The organism is Niallia sp. (assembly GCF_031978665.1).
Classification (GTDB): Bacteria; Bacillota; Bacilli; order Bacillales; family Cytobacillaceae; genus Niallia.
In genome coordinates this window covers 1,692-20,139 of record NZ_DALZDK010000009.1, presented here as the reverse complement: position 1 = coordinate 20,139, position 18,448 = coordinate 1,692, and the positions used below count along the sequence as shown (strand labels likewise).

Annotated in this window: 20 protein-coding genes and 1 pseudogene; 7 read left to right on the top strand and 14 right to left on the bottom strand. The window is 34.8% G+C overall.

The genetic code is table 11. The features are described from left to right. The first annotated feature begins 306 nt into the window (after positions 1-306). On the top strand, positions 307-1,134 hold the full coding sequence (locus RTL21_RS06640) for a hypothetical protein (RefSeq protein WP_211254629.1): 828 nt from the start codon (positions 307-309) through the stop codon (positions 1,132-1,134). Continuing rightward, positions 1,131-2,051: a hypothetical protein gene (locus RTL21_RS06635; protein WP_312094575.1), complete on the top strand. Its 921-nt coding sequence runs from the start codon at positions 1,131-1,133 to the stop codon at positions 2,049-2,051. Before RTL21_RS06640 ends, RTL21_RS06635 begins: the two co-directional genes overlap by 4 nt. 437 nt (positions 2,052-2,488) lie before the next feature. Here the strand turns inward: RTL21_RS06635 and RTL21_RS06630 are convergent, their stop codons facing one another. Next, on the bottom strand, positions 2,489-2,866 hold the full coding sequence (locus RTL21_RS06630; protein WP_312094573.1) for a Holliday junction resolvase RecU: 378 nt from the start codon (positions 2,864-2,866) through the stop codon (positions 2,489-2,491). A gap of 357 nt (positions 2,867-3,223) precedes the next feature. Here RTL21_RS06630 and RTL21_RS06625 point away from each other — a divergent pair, with 357 nt between their 5' ends. Together RTL21_RS06625 and RTL21_RS06620 are read left to right on the top strand one after the other, a co-directional pair. After that, complete coding sequence (locus RTL21_RS06625) at positions 3,224-3,733, top strand: hypothetical protein (RefSeq protein ID WP_036178180.1); 510 nt, start codon at positions 3,224-3,226, stop codon at positions 3,731-3,733. 315 nt (positions 3,734-4,048) lie between these two features. Further along, positions 4,049-4,315, top strand: coding sequence for a hypothetical protein (locus RTL21_RS06620; RefSeq protein ID WP_036178177.1), 267 nt, complete (start codon positions 4,049-4,051; stop codon positions 4,313-4,315). 339 nt (positions 4,316-4,654) lie between these two features. On the opposite strand, the pseudogene RTL21_RS23220 reads toward RTL21_RS06620, so the two are convergent. The 4 genes and pseudogenes from RTL21_RS23220 to RTL21_RS06605 all read right to left on the bottom strand — a co-directional run bounded on the left by RTL21_RS23220 (position 4,655) and on the right by RTL21_RS06605 (position 7,118). After that, positions 4,655-5,151 (bottom strand): annotated as a pseudogene (locus RTL21_RS23220) (LysE family translocator). Further along, complete coding sequence (locus RTL21_RS06615) at positions 5,152-5,280, bottom strand: hypothetical protein (protein WP_268871095.1); 129 nt, start codon at positions 5,278-5,280, stop codon at positions 5,152-5,154. A 296-nt stretch (positions 5,281-5,576) separates the two neighbouring features. Then, positions 5,577-6,599, bottom strand: coding sequence for a hypothetical protein (locus tag RTL21_RS06610; protein ID WP_036178175.1), 1,023 nt, complete (start codon positions 6,597-6,599; stop codon positions 5,577-5,579). A gap of 81 nt (positions 6,600-6,680) precedes the next feature. Then, complete coding sequence (locus tag RTL21_RS06605) at positions 6,681-7,118, bottom strand: helix-turn-helix domain-containing protein (protein ID WP_036178173.1); 438 nt, start codon at positions 7,116-7,118, stop codon at positions 6,681-6,683. A 527-nt stretch (positions 7,119-7,645) separates the two neighbouring features. Between RTL21_RS06605 and RTL21_RS06600 the strand changes: the two genes are divergently transcribed. Beyond that, positions 7,646-7,774, top strand: coding sequence for a hypothetical protein (locus RTL21_RS06600; RefSeq protein WP_268871094.1), 129 nt, complete (start codon positions 7,646-7,648; stop codon positions 7,772-7,774). 140 nt (positions 7,775-7,914) lie between these two features. After that, a complete protein-coding gene (locus tag RTL21_RS06595; protein WP_062686429.1) occupies positions 7,915-8,139 on the top strand; it encodes a DUF2188 domain-containing protein in 225 nt (74 codons plus the stop codon). 77 nt (positions 8,140-8,216) lie between these two features. Here RTL21_RS06595 and RTL21_RS06590 read toward each other — a convergent pair whose 3' ends face one another. The 9 genes from RTL21_RS06590 to sigW form a co-directional block, all read right to left on the bottom strand. Continuing rightward, the gene (locus RTL21_RS06590; RefSeq protein WP_235802067.1) at positions 8,217-8,411 is read right to left on the bottom strand and encodes a hypothetical protein; all 195 of its coding nucleotides are present in this window, start codon (positions 8,409-8,411) and stop codon (positions 8,217-8,219) included. A 124-nt stretch (positions 8,412-8,535) separates the two neighbouring features. Beyond that, positions 8,536-9,393, bottom strand: coding sequence for a hypothetical protein (locus RTL21_RS06585; RefSeq protein WP_036178169.1), 858 nt, complete (start codon positions 9,391-9,393; stop codon positions 8,536-8,538). An 839-nt stretch (positions 9,394-10,232) separates the two neighbouring features. Continuing rightward, the gene (gene glmS, locus RTL21_RS06580; RefSeq protein WP_312094563.1) at positions 10,233-12,035 is read right to left on the bottom strand and encodes a glutamine--fructose-6-phosphate transaminase (isomerizing); all 1,803 of its coding nucleotides are present in this window, start codon (positions 12,033-12,035) and stop codon (positions 10,233-10,235) included. A gap of 160 nt (positions 12,036-12,195) precedes the next feature. After that, positions 12,196-12,357, bottom strand: a complete 162-nt coding sequence (locus RTL21_RS06575) for a hypothetical protein (protein ID WP_312094561.1) — start codon at positions 12,355-12,357, stop codon at positions 12,196-12,198. Between the two features lie 302 nt (positions 12,358-12,659). Next, complete coding sequence (glmM, locus tag RTL21_RS06570) at positions 12,660-14,012, bottom strand: phosphoglucosamine mutase (RefSeq protein WP_312094559.1); 1,353 nt, start codon at positions 14,010-14,012, stop codon at positions 12,660-12,662. A gap of 42 nt (positions 14,013-14,054) precedes the next feature. Beyond that, entirely contained in the window at positions 14,055-15,383 is a 1,329-nt protein-coding gene (locus RTL21_RS06565; RefSeq protein ID WP_312094558.1) for a CdaR family protein, read from the bottom strand. Then, the gene (gene cdaA / locus RTL21_RS06560; protein ID WP_312094557.1) at positions 15,376-16,200 is read right to left on the bottom strand and encodes a diadenylate cyclase CdaA; all 825 of its coding nucleotides are present in this window, start codon (positions 16,198-16,200) and stop codon (positions 15,376-15,378) included. The genes RTL21_RS06565 and cdaA overlap by 8 nt, the downstream gene beginning before the upstream one ends. Before the next feature lie 336 nt (positions 16,201-16,536). Next, entirely contained in the window at positions 16,537-17,214 is a 678-nt protein-coding gene (locus tag RTL21_RS06555) for a zf-HC2 domain-containing protein (RefSeq protein ID WP_312094556.1), read from the bottom strand. Continuing rightward, a complete protein-coding gene (sigW, locus tag RTL21_RS06550) occupies positions 17,207-17,770 on the bottom strand; it encodes an RNA polymerase sigma factor SigW (RefSeq protein ID WP_312094554.1) in 564 nt (187 codons plus the stop codon). Before sigW ends, RTL21_RS06555 begins: the two co-directional genes overlap by 8 nt. Before the next feature lie 519 nt (positions 17,771-18,289). On the opposite strand from sigW, the gene RTL21_RS06545 reads away from it, so the two are divergent. Then, positions 18,290-18,448 (top strand): aspartyl-phosphate phosphatase Spo0E family protein (locus RTL21_RS06545; protein ID WP_312094726.1); only part of this gene is annotated, 159 nt, incomplete at its 3' end.

Here is an 18,448-nt window from a genome sequence, read left to right as displayed (position 1 = left end):
ATCTATTTACGATTATTCTCACTGCTGTAAAGGTTACTTCTTCTCGAATTTGTTTATGTAAATCCCATCCTGCTTGTTAAATAGCAGGGATAATAAATTTAGTACAAACATCACGCACATTTAGTTTCTTTTTCACTTCTCCTCCTCCTTACCCATTAACATCCGACCATTTATACCTTTATTTTACCAAATTCAAGGATGTACTGTTGAGAAATTTTGACTAAAGACAATGGAGAGTATGTAATATACTGGAATATAGAAAGAATGATATATTTAAAATAAAAAGATGGACTGGATTGAGACTCAATGAAGAAATTTTCTTTAAACGAAGAGACTTTGAGGTTTATTTTAGATTTTGAAAAGAATGTGCCAGGTGGGGCTGTTTTTACAAATACAGACTTAGTAGAAAGGTTTAAGCAATCTACCTTTCATCATAAAGAATTTGAAACGTATATTCCTACGGCCATAAATAAAGCAATATGGTACGCAATTAAACGAAGTGATAATTGGAATATGAAAAGAGGAGCTTATCAAAAAAGAAAATATTCATCTTCTGGCACAAAGCCTACAGTTCCAGCGTTTGAAGCTGAAATTAACGTTCCTGTTCGCAATAAAGAAACTTCTTCCTCTGCCTTTAACAGAGAAGAGTATATCCGTCATCTAAGTAAAAACTTGTTTGAAGTATTAATGCTTAAAAGGGATATTTCCGATGACTTTTTAAGGAAATATCATCTTAGTTCAAAGGGGATTGGTGATGACCTTTACTTTTTGACCGAAAGCTATTTTAGACAAAAGGGATTGTATAAGGGGAAGCATAGCATGTCCGATTATATTACCCCTAACGCTAAAAAAGCCATTGAATCGGGTAATATTTCAAAAAACTTGATATATATGATACCGAAAAATCTATATATCAAACAGATTTCTGAAATTATTTTAGCAGGACAACTAACAGAAGAATTTATCTATGAACTTTTGATTAAATATTACTTTGTTTGTACTGTTACAAAAGAAGAAGACAACAATTTGCCCTCCATTAAAATGGCTAAGGATTGGGATGGAGTAAATCCATTCTTCAGATATGAAAAGGCAGGGATTCATTTCGTATCGAATAGAAAGGAAAATGTAGAGTGAGTAACATACGGTCGAAAATTGTACCGAAAGAAGCTGTTCCGACTTTAGAATCAGATGGATGTATTACCTATGAAGAAGAGCTACCCTTTCCAATCGTTCATTATCCTTCAATATTGGGTGCTTTTTTTGGTTTTCAAGAAAACAAGAACAGCCTTGTGTGCTATTGTACATGTCAGAAAAAGGGCATGGAAACATACCTTTTAAACGAAGAATTTAGTCAGTTTGGGGATATCCCTAAATCATTGCGTTTCAATATGGGAGAGGCTTTTATAAACACCCTCCAATTCAAAGATAATTTATGCCATGTGTGTAATAGGGTCTGTCCTAAGTATGGATATGGAAAAACACTAAAAGGGACAAAGTTCCATTCAATCTATGGTCATTACATAAATGGATTAGCCTTTGGATATGGAATTGGTTCACGAGGTAGAATACATGCACCAGAACTTATTTCCTCTGATATAGTTCCTTACCTTATTACCCATTCATTTGATGATAAAAGGCTCGATGAAGAATCTTTAACAGATTTCTTACGTTATTGTGAAGATGTCATACGGATTCGGATGGGTTACTTTGCAATCGGTAAGAAATGGACAACTGAAGTTAAACTTCTTGAAATCATAAGAAAACTTTATCCAAACTATACGGTTATCCATCAATACCCGCTCGACCATTTGAGAGCTGATATTTTCATTGAAGAATTGAACCTTGTAATTGAATATCAAGGGGAACAGCACTTCAAACCAATTGCTTTTATGGGAGGAGAGGAAGCATTAGAAAATACAAAAGTCAGGGATAAGGAAAAAGAAGAAATGTGTAATTACTATAAACTTGGAATCGTTTATTTTGATTACAAAGATGACTTAAATGAAAAGATGGTTGAGGAAAGAATTTCATTGTATTTAAAGGGAAGATGACCATGATATTTTCAATAACAATGACGTTCCTTAAGGCAATAGCACTCTCCATAAATACAATTTAAAAAACAAAAACAATGCCATAAAAAGAAAATAGAAGCTCCTTCGCAGGGGCTTCTGATACTATCCTATTTCTCTTTCATTTACAAACTCAACTCACCTTCATATTTCCCCTTCAACTTGCTCAAATCACCTGTAAATGGCTTTAGAGAAGCCATACTTCAGTATGATAGCATTTAAATTCTGTTAGCCTGTAAAGTTCTTCATTCAGCTTAATGACCCTTTCTTTTCTATACCAACCCATAAATTCTGGCTTTTCTTCTACTTCCCTTTTAAGGATATTCCATAAATTATGGTGAAACTCACCTTCATAATTACTTTCAATTTCAATTATTTTCTCACTTCCATTCCTCCGTTTCTTTAAATTCACATTGAATTTAATAATTTAATAGATTACACAAATCATATTGATACCGAGTTCGCTTTAATTTTTGCGGAATAAGAATCCCATTTCCCCTTGTCCATTCCAATGAAAAGCTCTTACGTTCTCCGACATGGTAAAACTGATACGCTGTTACCGCATCCACAAAATACGTTTCATTTACATCCCTAAAATTAAATACAAATCCAGCAACCACTCCATCCATTTGATTGTAACGGTGCAATAATTCAATTTGATAATGCTGTATAGCTCCAAAAGGAATTGATTTACCTTTATGGCTCTTTAGCTCTAACAGATAGATATTCGGAATCTTGTATAGGATAAAATCGCAGGGGTTTTTCACGTTGGCAAATCCTAAACTATCATCTTTCAAACGGTAAAAGAATACATCTGCTGGAACAGAAGCATAAAAATCCTGCTCGAAACTTTTACCTGGGTTCTGCTTATTCTCCTTTCTCTTGGTTTCTTTTGTTACAGTTGCTATAGACCCTTCACTCCTTTCTCACAGCATTTCTATATCATAGAGATTCATTGATAGTTTGATAATGATTGCCCTGCATTACCACTGATTACTTAATTTTGAGCCACTGCAATTACATATCCTTGAGTACCATATTTTCAGCCATCCACCTCTACGACACCTTGCTAAAAGTAGCTCCGACAGTGTGCAGTTATAAAGAAAAAGCAAGTCTACTATAATACTAAAAAACTAATAGAAAGGAGTAAGTATATGAATAAAGATATATTTTTTACAATGGATGTCGATAAACGTGCAGAAGAAATCAATAAAATGTTGGTAAATAGCGATTTAAAAGGGGTTGCAGGGACTTTAGGAATAGCCTATTCCAGCTTCACAAAGGAAATGCAGAAGGAAGATTTCGTCTATATTGCGAGAGAGAATCAATATTTCAAGTTTATTCGAGACAAAGAATCATTAGGAAATGCGAAACCTTCTGATAAAGCAACCATTGGCTTTCAAGAGGAATTAACCTTTATAAAAGAGAATTTAGAAACCTTGAAGAGCTTAGTGTCTACCGTAAACGAAAAACCTACGCTTGTCTTAGATAAAGAAATCTACAATACCAAGGCAAAATACGTGAACAAAAATTTGAAGTTGAATGAAAATATTTATGACAAGTTCTCCAAGTTATGCGAGAACCAGTTCCCTCACCTAAAAGTTCAGGATTTAATTGCCCAGAGTTTGCTTGAGTTTATTAACACCTATCAAGAGTTTGAATAAATGACACTTTTTTAATGGCACAGATGAAGCTCCCTGTGCTTTTTTATTGCCTAATCAAGAAATCCTACACTCGTTTTACCATAGTTTTCGTATGAAAAAGATATGAACAACTTCATACTTTTTTAGCAATTTCTCATAATTATTCTGGTATAAGTGCAATTATTTAAGAACTTGTTATGAATTCTTTCATACCTTTTACTCAAATGTTGAGATATGTACACATACCAAACACTATTAAACCGCTGAGTAGAAGAAAAAATCAGAAAATACATGTTATAATATGACTACAATTTGAATTCGTTCGGAGGTAATTGCATGAGCAAATTGCTTAAAACAATTGAGGTCAAATCCGTAAATGGATTGTATCGAATTCATCAATACAAGGATGGAAACGCTCTGCCTAAACTTGTCATTTATCAGGTTGTCAATGGACATGAAGTGCCTGTAAAAAATATGTATGGGGAGCTTAAAAGATTGAATGAAGAGTTCTCTTTTGGCATTGAGCATGAACCAAAAGAAAGAACACGATTGAATACGAGAGAATTTGGCAGGGAATTTATTAGACGCTATAAAGGCAGATAAAGAATATCGGTGTTTAGGGCATTAATTGATGTATGCTTCAATAGTTTAATAGTGTTGTCAAACTCGTATCCAACAATTGGTTAAGATTTCGGAACAACTTTTAATTGGATATTTATATTAAATAATAGATAAGATACACCCGCATTTTTAGTAAAAAAATGGAGGTTCAGACTATATGGAATATAAACAAGTTGGACTTTTTTACGAGTTACTAAAGTTCTAACAGATACAGAAAAATTGAAAACTCCTATTCTTGTGAAGGAAACAACAGAAACTATTCAATTAATTAAGCGGAAAACAAAAACCACCTTATAAATAGGTGGTTAGGATGGTTCTTAATTATCTCTTTTCAAAAGCCAACTTTATTCCCAAAGAAATCAATGTAATTCCCGTTATTCTTTCAAAGATAAGTTGAACCGAAGGTTTTCTAAACCATGAACGAATGCGGTTAAGGATAGAGACACATAATAAAAGCCACAACAATGCAATCAGGATAAAAATTCCCGAAAACACAAAGGATTGCAATAATACATTCTTATGCGGGTCAATAACTTGAGGAAAGTAATATAGAAAATGATAGCTTTAGGGTTAAACGTAGTAGACAACAATCCTTGAAGAAAGCACGATTTCCTTTTAGATGTCTGATACGTAGCATCTGTATAGTCTCGGTTCTCCGAGTCATTTTTTTGTTTAGACAGTAATGCTTTAATTCCAATATAGAGAAGATAAACCGCACCCACATATTTTACTATCTCAAAAAGTACGATGGATTTAGCAATAACGGCTGATATACCGAGGACCGAAGCTGTTGCATGTAAAATATGTCCTGAGACCACTCAATAAGTAGTCGCACGGCCTCCTCTTTTTTCATATAAAATGGTATTTTTGGTAATCAAGGCAAAATCAGGACCAGGCGTAACAATTAATATAATGGATACAACTACAAATAAATAATAATTCGGCACATGAACTCCTCCTTTGACAAGTGTTATAATAAATAATTTATTGTTGTTATTATAACTTTAAATCATATATAACAGTCAACGTGTTTGTATAACACTGAAAGGATATCGACCATGTACATTGAAATTTAACATCAAGTTGAAATTTCTGAAACTTAATGAACTGGTCATCTGATGTCTACATAGCTTATACTGGTAGCATTAGGACAACAAGACCATCGAAAATGATGGTCGCTTTTTTCTTTAAACAAAACGACCTATTAAAAAAGGCACTGGATAACCCAATGCCTTGTTCCTGTTTAACTCAATCTATATTCCAACCCTTCTTCTTGCATACCAAATCTATCCGCTCCGTATAAAACCTGATTTGAGAACGTTAAAATAAATTTTTCAGCGACATCTACTAACGTATCTACTGTATCTCTAACATCCTGATATGGTTTGAATCGGAACTCTATCGTATGTTTATCATCCAAAAATTGAAGCTCTTCGCCAATTAATTCTCTTGCCTTATCCTCTCTCTCCTTTATTTTGTAATAGATTGGTGGACTAAGCTCTCTAAATGTTAATTTTACGAATGCTCTGTGTCGCATATCCTCCACCGATAGAAGTAAGGAAACACCGCTTTTTCCGAATCCAAAAGAAATGTATCTGTTTGCGAGATTCTTTCTCCTTTGGAATGGAAAGAAATAGGGTATATTAGTTTGTAATTGGTCTAACAAGTAATTATTTGCCTCAACATGGGGGTTAGAGAAATCTCTCTCTACCTCTTCCCTCATTAGTGCCACATTGCCTTGTATTGGCTTTATAACACTTATATCCTTTAGCAGTGAAATAGGTTTTACAACGGTATTTAGAACATTTAAGTTCTCGTAAATCCTTAACTTATGCGTTTCTGTATTGAGGTTGTTAATTAACGGAATCATGTCCTCGTTAATTTGCACAAAGTATAGATTAATGTCTTTTCCTTTTACTGCATTTTTCAACTGCTGTACATCCTTTGGTCTGAATCCTAATGCCTGGTAGATGATTATCCCTTTTTCTAATCTTTCAATAATTTTCAGCAGTCGCCTTTGATGGTCATTATTCGATTTAGTTAACACATTTTCAACGATAACCTCGACATTAGAGTTTTGCTCCATGCCATACATATCCAACATTAAAACCCTTTTATTCTGGCTATCATTTTCTTCCGTAACATCGAAACTTTGTTCCAATACGACTTCGGAAAAATGAAGACTCAACTCTTTTTCCATAATACTCAAATTTAATTTCAAGAATACTGTAAAAATAGCTTCCTTTATGCTACCGTTTTTTGACATAGCCATTCTCCTATTACATTTAAATAGAAAAAGAGAACCATAAAAAAATTACAGTTCTCCTTTTCCAACCTTTTTGATGTACTATTTTTTCAGTGACCTTAAAAAAATATCAACTTTATTTAATACGTTGACACTATCTGTATGTTTGGTATGTTCTTCCCATTCACAATCCAGCATTGTCTGGATAACAGCTAATAAATTTTCCCTAACAATAGTTGTAGGTAACTTCCCCTTTATCAGATACTCGGTAAATACTAAGACCTCTTGAACACTACGCAACGGTTCGTTTTCTGGTAAATCAATGTCGATAAGGTCTGTAATATCGACTTTTAGAGCAAATGCCAACTTTTGAAGGATTGGATATGAAGGAGCACGTCTTATTCCGTTCTCCAATTTATTGATATATCCAGCATCAATCCCAGTAATGCGTTGAACATCCTTCAAAGAATATGACCTTTCAAGCCTATAGAATTTGAGTTTCTCTGCAAAGTTTCGAGACATAACTCTGTCCTTTCCCATATGGAACTCCTCCTGTTTCATTTGTCTAATCCGAATTGGTAGATTAGAACTTCCTGTTTTAATAGCTTCAAATTTTGAAACCTGCTTTATTAAAGCTACTGTATTATAAGCAGTAAGAAGAAATATATAACTGATAAAAGTGGCTTATAGAGGGATAAGGCAGGGTAAAACAAGAGATTTGAAACGCAGACAATAAGATGATAATAGGATATGAAAAATGATAGATTAGGGTTGCATTACATAATTAGAGCTATGCCAAAATGGAGGAATCTATTATGGCAAATGAGGAAATTGAGTAGAAATTATTGAAAACCTATCACTTTCTTCAATATTCATGAGTATTCTTTCATATTCTAATATTTTCGCATTTGACAAATTAGAAAAAAACCGAATTAAACACAATATATAGTACCACTCGTCATTGTATATATACTATATATTGATTCAATTGGAATATAGTGCTATAATTCAATATTGTGAGGAGGCAAAAAATAAGCATTAGATTACACGTATTAGGAGGTGACTATATGGTACGAGTACGAATCAATACATCTCAAGTTAATAGAGCCATTAGAGATTTAAATAGAGAAGTAGATAAGCAAGTAAAAAGAGAAGTGCAGAAGCTCGAACGAGAGTTAAAGACAAAGCTAAAATAAAAAAGCCCTTATTTGTTTGGCAGAACAAATAAGAGCCATTGATTTATACATCCACGTTTATATTACAACAAAATTCATTTTCATAAAAGAGGACTTATGTTCGCCTCCCTCACCATATCAAATAATGAGGTGATGTTTAAATAGGTAAAAATCAGCATGTTACCCCACATTCTGGTGGTGGATTTCAAGTAAAAGGTGCAGGAAATTCAAGAGCAACAAAAGTATTTGATACTCAACGTGAAGCAATTTCATTTGCAAGAGATATTGCAAAAAACCAGCAATCTGAACTGTTCATTCATAACAGAACAGGACAAATTAGAGAAAGAAATAGTTACGGAAATGACCCTTACCCACCAAGAGGTTAATTGAAGGATACAATAACTTCTTTACAACTACAACAGGGAGAAATCTAATACTCCCTGTTCCCTTTTAAAATATCAGTTTAGTATTCAAGAAATTGTTCCATTTCTTCTTCACTTAAATCCTCTGGGTCAACACCTTTTTCTTTACAATAATCCCATAACGCCCTAACTTTTACTTTTGGGTCTTTAGGATTTCTTGGAATTGCAAAAACTCCGTCTGGGAAGGCATCATCGAACTCCTCAATTTCCATAATCAATTTTTCATCGGCTTTCATTTCTTCACCCACTTTTTCAATAATGAAACTGAACGTGTAAGAGTATTGCTTGGTTCGGTATGTTGATACAACAAACTCCTACCATAGCAGAGCAAAGTGCCAAATTCATATGATGGTCTCTAATTCATTCTCTGATTCGATATTCTTCCAAATACTCGTTTTCAGAATAAACTCTTAGAATATCGGATACTGGTACAAAGACATCATTTTTTAAATAAGAATAACAATCGTCTATACTGTTGTAAAAAATTTCGTTATTAATTCTTCTTAATGATTGATTTAAAAACCATTTTATCTTGTGTATATTAATTTCAGTTTCATCCAAATAATCAATTTTATCCTTATCAATATCAAAGGTCCAATCAGCCAATTGTGATATTGCTGTTTTGTACTTTATAACATAACAATTTGTACCCTTAATCCAGTCATATTCGATATTCGGTTCTCCTAAAAAATCTGCAAGATTGTATAGGAATTCTGGTCTTCTTCTTATACCTCCACCATATTTTAATACGTTGTCGGAATAAAAAAATGAATTCAATTGGAAATCCCTGTACAATTTATAGATAATCCAATCAACTGGTTTATTTATGCCATTATATTCTTTGCTAATATCAAATACCTTATCGTGATATTTAATTTGCTTCTTATCAATTTCTATGAAAACACCAAAGCCCTCCAGATAAGCCCTTAAAGGCGTATCTTTTATGAGAGCCTGTTGCAAATTTAAAAGTCCATACTTCTTTACTGATGAACAATTATCCTTATCCGTAGTTACATGCAATGAAGTTATATAAATTTCAAAATCCAACAGAGAATATTCACTTAATCCTAACAAACTAAAAAAGCCCTCTACATCATAATCATCTTTATGACTTACACAGTATTTCGTAATTTGTCGTTCATCCACACCCAATAATTTGCTCATTGAGCCAATTGTATCTTGAAGTGTAGTCATGTCATAAATAATTTGCTCCCCCATAAGACCTCTCCAAGTTAAGACTTTATATAATTAGCATAGCACAGAACTATTGAATGTCATCAAAATTCCAATCTTTTGTTGTTCCCTCCCTTTACCCTCTTTCCCAACTTAGTTCAAACTCACCTTAGATTTTCACATTAAAATAGCCCTGCCTTCTATGTAGTTGTCAAAAATAAACGGTAACTCCCCCCTTCTCCCAAACCCTTGTCATTCCTGCCTTTCTCCCATTTCCCCAATTTCTGTAGGAAAATAAGTTCTTCCCTAACTCGCTCCTTTTCTCTCCTATTTTTTGTCAGAATCATGATTTTTTAGGAAAATAAGTTGTTCCGTAGGAACAGGAATAAAATGAGTTCAGGGTCAAGGTTTTTTCCTGCTTTTTCTCCTGCCTTTTTTCACTCTTTTCTTCTCGCCTTCTTTTGTGAAATCGTTGATTTATCGGGCATTGTCATGCATTTCCTCTGACATTTATTCTTGCCTTTCTTATGCTTTTTTCTGGCTCTCCCTCTGCCTTTGGACACAAAAAAACGAGGAAAACTGGAGGAGATACTCCGATTTTCACTCGTTTTAGGGAACAACTTATTTGACCAAGGCTACAGTTTATTTGCCTTGGGTAAAACTTCTTTTTGCTATAACATTACTGTCATTGATTACGAGAGTGAACTGATATTTATCTGCGATAAGATTTTTTTCGTTTTTGAAAAAAAAACCGAAGGTCTGCCGGGAAAAGTGCCGGAAAACCTTCGGAATTAGAATGTAATTTTTATCTAAGAACCCTTAATTTTATCTAAGAAAGGGAACTTTTATTTGAAGACAAAAACTTATTTATTTTACAACCTAAATCACTCCACCGTAACACTCTTAGCCAAGTTACGTGGTTTATCTACGTCACAGCCTCTATGAAGTGCTGCATAGTAAGCTATTAATTGTAATGGTACTACAGAGATAAGGGGTGTTAACAGGTCGTGCACAGCTGGTACGATGTAGCGGTCGCCATCCATCTCTAAGCCTTTCATGGAAATGATGCACGGATTTGCTCCGCGAGCGACTACCTCTTTTACGTTACCGCGTATGCTTAAGTTAACACTTTCTTGTGTTGCTAATGCGATAATAGGTGTTCCATCTTCAATTAAAGCAATCGTTCCGTGCTTTAATTCTCCACCTGCGAAACCTTCTGCTTGGATGTAAGAGATTTCTTTTAATTTTAAAGCACCTTCTAAACCAACATAGTAGTCAATTCCACGGCCGATAAAGAAAGCATTTCTTGATGTTTCAAGATATTCCTTGGCAATCGCCTCTAGTTCTTCCTTATCTTCAAAAATGACTTCCATTGCATTAGCAATGATGCCTAATTCATGAATAAGATCAAGATCTACTTCAAAGCCTTTGCTTTTCGCCATTACTTCTGCAAGGATAGATAATACAGCCATTTGCGAAGTATATGCTTTTGTGGAAGCTACAGCAATTTCAGGACCAGCATATAATAATAAGGTGTGGTCAGCTTCACGAGACAGTGTGGAGCCTGGTACATTTGTGATTGTTAGAGTTGGATAACCCATTTCCTTCACTTGTACAAGTACTGCACGGCTGTCTGCTGTTTCCCCACTTTGCGTAATGAATATGAACAAAGGTTTTTCCGAAAGCAATGGCATATTATAGCCAAATTCACTAGCTACATGGACCTCAACTGGAATTTTTGCTAATTTCTCAATAAATTGTTTTCCAAGAAGACCTGCATGATAAGATGTTCCAGCAGCAACAATGTATAGACGATCTGCAGCATTCACCGCATCGATGATCGCTGGATCAATCGTTAGCTTTCCATCCTTATCTTGATATTCTTGAATGATTTTACGAATAGCTAATGGCTGTTCGTCAATTTCTTTTAGCATATAATGAGGATATGTGCCTTTTTCAATATCACTAGCATCTAGTTCAGCTGTATATGCTTCCCGGGAAATAATTTCTCCCTCTAAAGTCTCAATTGTTACCCCATCTTTCGTCACGATAACAATTTCTTTATCAACTAACTCCACATATTGATCTGTTACTTGAAGCATAGCCATGGCGTCACTAGCAATGACGTTGAAGTTTTCACCTAAGCCAATCAATAATGGGCTTTTATTTTTTGCTACATATATCATGTCTTTGTTTTGCTCATCTAATAAAGCAAAAGCATAAGATCCTTTTAATAATTTTAATGTTTGAACAAAAGCTGCCTTTACATCGCTTCCCGCTTCTACAAAATGTTCAATAAGTTGAATAACTACTTCTGTGTCTGTATCACTTTTTAAAGTAACATCAGCAAGGTATTCCCTTTTTAATAAGTCGTAGTTTTCAATTACTCCATTATGAACAATAGTGAAACGTTCTGAAGCACTTTTATGTGGGTGAGCATTTAATCTGCTTGGTACACCATGTGTTGCCCAGCGTGTATGACCAATTCCTGCAGGTGCAAATACATCTTCGTCCACAATATTTCGAAGGTCCGCAATTCGTCCTTTTTCTTTAAAAACTTGAACTCCTTCTCCATTGCTTAAAGCAATACCAGCTGAGTCATAGCCTCTATATTCTAGTTTTTCTAAACCTTTTAATAAAATCTCTTTCGCATCCTGGTTTCCAATATAACCAACAATTCCGCACATACTTCTTTTCCTCCGTTCTAAGGGAGCAAGAAGTCACTATTTAAGGGAACAAACTTGCTCCCTTACCTCTGATTATTTTTTTATTAGTGGTATTATTTTTCATTGTAAAGTTCTCAATCATGTCTTATTCCCTTATAAAAACGAAACAATGTAAATGATACTACTTAAAAGAATTGCTCTTGTTATTAGCATGCCCTACTCTTTGTGCATTAAGTTGCCTTAATGTTTTAAAGTAGTACTTACGATTGGCTAATACAACCGGGAGGCATCCGCCGAAAAATCGATAAACCTCCTCCTCGTCAACTAGTTTCGTGTCGTCCATCACTAGTCCAGGCGCTTCAATACCTATTTCACTCCTATCCTCCTTTTAACAGGTTTGCTTTTTCAAAAAGCAATATAATCATACCCTACCTAGAATCTTTCCGTCAAATACAATCCTATGACAAAACTGTAAATTTTGTATTTCTCTAAGTGAGGTAGGATACATTCTCGACACGAAAGCAGAAAAAAAATAGGGTGAAAACATTCCTTCTGAAATGTCCTTCACCCTTATAATGTATTCTATCGTGCTAAATTCGTTCCTAATTGCATAGATATTAGTATAAGCTCCTTTTATTAATAAGCTTATTCTTCTGGTAAACCCATTTCCTCTTTTACTACTTCTGAAATAACATTCACATAGGCTTCACACAATTCCTCTGTTGGAGCCTCAGCCATTACACGCACAAGTGGCTCTGTTCCAGAAGGACGAACTAAAATTCTTCCGTTGCCATTCATGTCTTGTTCCACTTTTGCAATAACTTCTTTCACTTTCTCATTATCTGTTACATGGAATTTATCTGTCACTTTAATATTCACCAATTTTTGCGGGAATTTTTTCATTTCTCCTGCAAGCTCTGATAATTTTTTCTTTGTTACTTTCATGATGTTAACCAATTGCAATCCAGTTAAAAGGCCGTCTCCTGTTGTGTTGAAGTCAAGGAAAATAATATGACCTGACTGTTCACCGCCAAGGTTGTAGCCGTTATTACGCATTTCTTCTACAACATAACGATCTCCGACAGCAGTTGGAATGCTAGTAATCTGGTGCTGTTCTAGCGCTTTATAGAAACCTAAATTACTCATTACAGTAGATACTACTGTATTGTTCTTTAGTCTTCCTGTCTCTTTTAAATATTTTGCACAAATATACATAATTTGATCGCCATCTACTATATCACCATTTTCATCAATAGCAATCAGACGATCACCATCGCCATCAAATGCTAATCCGACATCTGCTTCTTTATCCAAAACAAATTTGGCAAGTGCTTCTGGATGAGTTGAACCTACCCCATCATTAATATTTAAGCCATTTGGCGAAGCACCCATTGTAGAAATATCTGCATCTAAATCTGCAAATAAATGCATTGCTAAGGAAGAAGTTGCACCATGTGCACAATCTAGCGCTATATGAATTCCTGCAAATTCTTCATCAACTGTTTGTTTTAGGAATTGCAGATACTTCTGGCCACCTTCGAAATAATCATCTACCTGACCAAGGTCAGCACCAGTTGGTCTAGGTAAAGTATCTTCTTCTTTATCGATTAGTGCTTCTATTTCTAACTCTTGCTCATCCGATAGCTTAAATCCATCTGGTCCAAAAAATTTAATTCCATTATCTGCGACCGGGTTATGCGATGCAGAAATCATTACTCCCGCCTGTGCTCCTAAAGCCTTGGTCAAATAGGAAACACCTGGTGTTGAAATAACACCTAAACGCATTACTTCTGCGCCAATGGAAAGTAATCCTGCTACAAGCGCTCCTTCCAGCATATGTCCGGAAATACGAGTATCTCGTCCGATTAATACCTTTGGTCTATCGTGGTCTTTTGTTAGGACGAAACCACCATATCTTCCTAGCTTAAACGCTATTTCTGGTGTCAGTTCACTATTTGCGACACCTCGTACTCCGTCCGTACCGAAATATTTACCCATTTCTATATCGCTCCTTCTAACTAGTATAGATCACGTTTTATGTTAAGCTTCTTTATTCGTAATAGACACACTTGCTGTATCAATAGCAAGTTCCCACTCTATATCTTCAGGTCCATCTACTTTAATCGCAACTTCGTGCTCCCCATCATCCATTCCTGTTAAGTCTATATAGAGTTTAAAGTCTGAGGCACTTAATTCCCTTATCCTGTTTTGCTCTCCAGAAATTTGAAGACTTGTACTACTACTACTTGGATTATCAATGGTTGCTTCCAAACTACTATTCAATCCTTGAATACCAATTGGTACACTGCTTAACGTTTTAGTTTCTATATTTTCCGTTGCTGTAGCTTCCTCTGAATTCTGATCCTCTTGTTCCTGTTCATCCTCTTCCTCTTGCTGTTCCTGTTCTTCTTTCTCTACGGTTACTTTTACTTTTACCGTAACAAGTTCTGGATCAACAGCCGTTACACCATTGGATATGATAACTGGTAACGTTAATTCTTCATCTTTTTCAATTGTACTTAAATCAACCTCAACCCTTGTGCTCTCCACTTCTTTCAACACATCTTCTGGTCCGCTAACGGTTGCTTCCTTTTTATCTAAAGTAATCGAATCAATCGTTATATTTGCTGGTGGCGTACCTTGCTCCACAATATTTATTGGTACTGTTTTACTCGTTCTTTTAACAGGAATATTCACTTCTACTGTTTCTGGTTCCACTTGCACATTTAATTTATTTAAACTGCTATCCAACACAGAAACCTTTGCCTGCTGACTAACTTCCTCATTTGTATTTTCATCAAGATTTACATTTGCTTTAACATAGGCGACTTTTTCAATTTCTTCTTTTGCACCTGTTACCTTAACGGTTTTAGGCTCAACTTTCGGTGTTCCAGCTGCATACCCCTTCTCAATTGAATTACTACTGTATTCCGCTTCCACTGTAAATTCTTTTGTTACCTTTTCTTTTACCGAAACCTTTATTGTCTCAGGATCAATTGTAGCTTTAATTTTATCGGATAAATCCTTTATTAACAGTGGCACAGTTTTACTGCCTAGTTCTGCATTTGCTAAATTAACATATACTTCAAAGTCTTTTTTCAGTTTTGCTTGTTGTATATGAACAGTTGGTCCCCTTAATGTTACAGTTACTGTTTTGGGTATACCTGTTACGACAACATTTTCCGTATCGTAATAAGCTGTTACTGGAATATCCTCTAAAATGGCTGTTTCTGAATCACCAGGAACGTTAACGTCTGTTGTACTTTCGTTGGGATCATATGCATAGGAAAAAAGTAAAAGGGCAAAAGCCAACGATAATACTTTTGTAAACCAATTTTTACCTATCACAATATTAAACAGTTTATTCATTTTTCTTCCCCTTCCAGCTCCACTTACTTGAAGTGGTTTGTTTGGTAGAAGGTGTTATCAAAGCACTAGATAACATTTCTCTAAAAGCATCTAGTTTCAATTCTCTATGCAAATCACCGTTTTTGGTTATCGAGATAGCACCCGTTTCCTCTGAAACAACAACGGTCAAACTATCCGTTACTTCACTAATGCCCAGTGCAGCTCTATGTCTAGTTCCAAGCTCTTTTGATATAAAAGGACTTTCCGATAGAGGAAGGTAACACGCAGCTGCGGCAATATTTGTTTTTTGTATAATTACAGCTCCATCATGCAGTGGAGTATTCGGAATAAAGATATTGATTAATAGCTCTGAGGATATCTTTGAGTCAAGCGCAATACCTGTCTCTATGTAATCACTCATTCCTGTTTCTCTTTCAATGGTGATTAATGCTCCAATTCGTCGTTTAGCCATATAATCTACAGCTTTTACAATGGATTCCACTAATTGCTGTTGTAATTCATGTTCCTGAACAACAGACCTTGAGAAAAATTTCCCACGACCTAGCTGCTCTAGAGCTCTTCTTAATTCTCCCTGAAAAATGATAATAAGCGCTAATGCACCCCATTGGATTACCTGCTGCATCATCCAGCCTAATGTTTGTAATTGGAAATAGTCACTTAACATTTTTATGATTAGAATAACAAATATCCCATTCAACAATTGGACAGCTTTTGTCCCGCGGATAATCGTGATAATTTTATAAATGACATACCAAACAAGGATAATGTCTACTGTATTCGCTAAATATTTTAAAAAAGGGAAATCTGCAAACGACATTTTCCTTCCTCCAAAGTATATATATTTCAAAAGTTACTGCTACTACATAGAAATGAACTCAATTTTACCCCTATATAGATAACATAGTGGGTTGAAAAAACCTACAATTATCATATTATAACACAATTCATATTAATACAAAGAAAAGCACACAGTGTATCGAAACTGTTAGATTGTCCATATGATTAGTATATGTGTCTACAATGTAATTAGACCTATTTTCACCTAAAAGATAAATGGACTTAATTATAGGAAACCGGCATTCAGTTTAGCTTCTGCTCGTTAGCATGGAATTAGTCCTAGACTCATCTAAAATGAAAAAGAACCCTGCAATCATTAAATTGCAGGGAGGCCATTTTTTTCTTTGTTGTTATCTTTGCTAAATAACCCCATAAAATCGGTTGCGGTATTCTTTATATGGTACCATAGCCATTCAAATACTTCGTCCACTTCTTTTATTTCTCCAGTCACTTGGCTGGCAGAAGCCATATACTTCTTACCATTAATGACTGTTACATTTCCTTCAACTTGTCCCTCTATTTTAATATCGCCATTTCGGACGATAATATCACCTTTTATTGTTTCTCCTTCGGGTACAATAGCTGTATTATTTTCTACTATTATATTTGGTTGCTTTGAAACAGAAAATTGGTGATCTTCATTCCAGGCCGACATTAAGCTTGATATCATTAAAATCAGAAATAGAGATGCAGCAGCAAGCATAGGATGGTGCCGTAGCCATCGTTTCACCCTTACTTGCTTTGGCTCTTCTGGCAATCTGGCCAGTATACTCTCCGTAAAGTTCATTGGCGCTTGAATATGAGACGTACTTTGGACCAGTGCGATAGTTTTCTTAAGTTCATGAAAATGCTTTGCACAATCCTCACACTGATCTAAATGCTCCTTTAATTCTTTTAAATGCTCTTCTTCTATTTCTTCATCAAGATATTGATGCATATAGGATATAATCTTTGTTGAACAAGTCATATTAATTTCACCTTCTTTATCAGACATACCGTAATTGTTTTCTCAAGGCTTCTCTTCCCCTGTGGATGCGTGTCTTAACTGTTCCTAAAGGAAGCTCCAGAATTTCACTTATCTCATTTAAAGAAAGCTCTTCGATATATTTTAAAACAATGACTGCTCGATACTTTTCAGGAAGCTTTGAGATTTCCTGTTGTATCATTGCTTGTAGCTCCATACCTTCCACATCTTCCTCCGGCAATCTGCCATCTGACGGAATCTGTGAATACATATTTAGGCCGTCTGTACCTGGAACTTCCGCATCAAGATAATAATCCGGCTTTCTTTTTCTAATACGGTCAATACATAGGTTTGTTGCAATTCGATATAGCCACGTCGAAAACTTATATTCCATATTATATCGATGGATATTAACATATGCACGAATAAAAGCTTCTTGTGCTATATCCTCTGCTTCATGCCTATTCCCTAACATCCGATAACAAATTTGAAACACTTTATCTTTATATAGCTCAATTATGTCACCAAATGCATTTTTGTCCCCTTTTAATACTTGTTGGATCCTTTTTTTTACGATTGCTTCCATCTATTTACCTCCGCTCTAGTGCGGCTAATCGATTTACGAATCGACAGCAGGAAAGGTTTCATTTTTTTAAAATATTTTTATTATGTATAAAAAATAGGCTTTTTCGTAAAGCTTGTGCTTTAAAACACATCCCTAATACACTTGCCTACTGTTAGGCAAGCATTGAGATTCATCCTCCTAAAGGTTTCTTCTATTTTGCTAATCCTCACATGAGTCTAGTGTATTCAAGTTGCTCAATATTCTTTTTAATAATTTTTATGGAGAAAACAACAATCTTTTAGAAAACAGCCCAAAAATATTATTTTCACATGAAGTGAAAATTTTCCCTATTATGCACAACTATCTTTTTTAGGATACTCATTCTTATTTTAACAAATAATCCCACATAATGTTTAAAATTTTTAGAATTGGTTATAAAAAAAGTAATAATATGCTAAAATCAAGACAAGCAATAGTTGAGTTTTACTGAGGCTTTATAATAATGGAGAAAAATCAAAAAACATATAGAGGGTGAAACAAATGAGTGATAGAAAACTATTAAATGACATTGAAAAACATCGTGAAATGATGATCTATTTGGCAAACACCACTTCTTTTTCACACCCAAAAGTTGTTGACTTAAGTACAAAATTAGATTTGTTATTAAATAAATATGAAAAATTATGTAGTGAATTATCT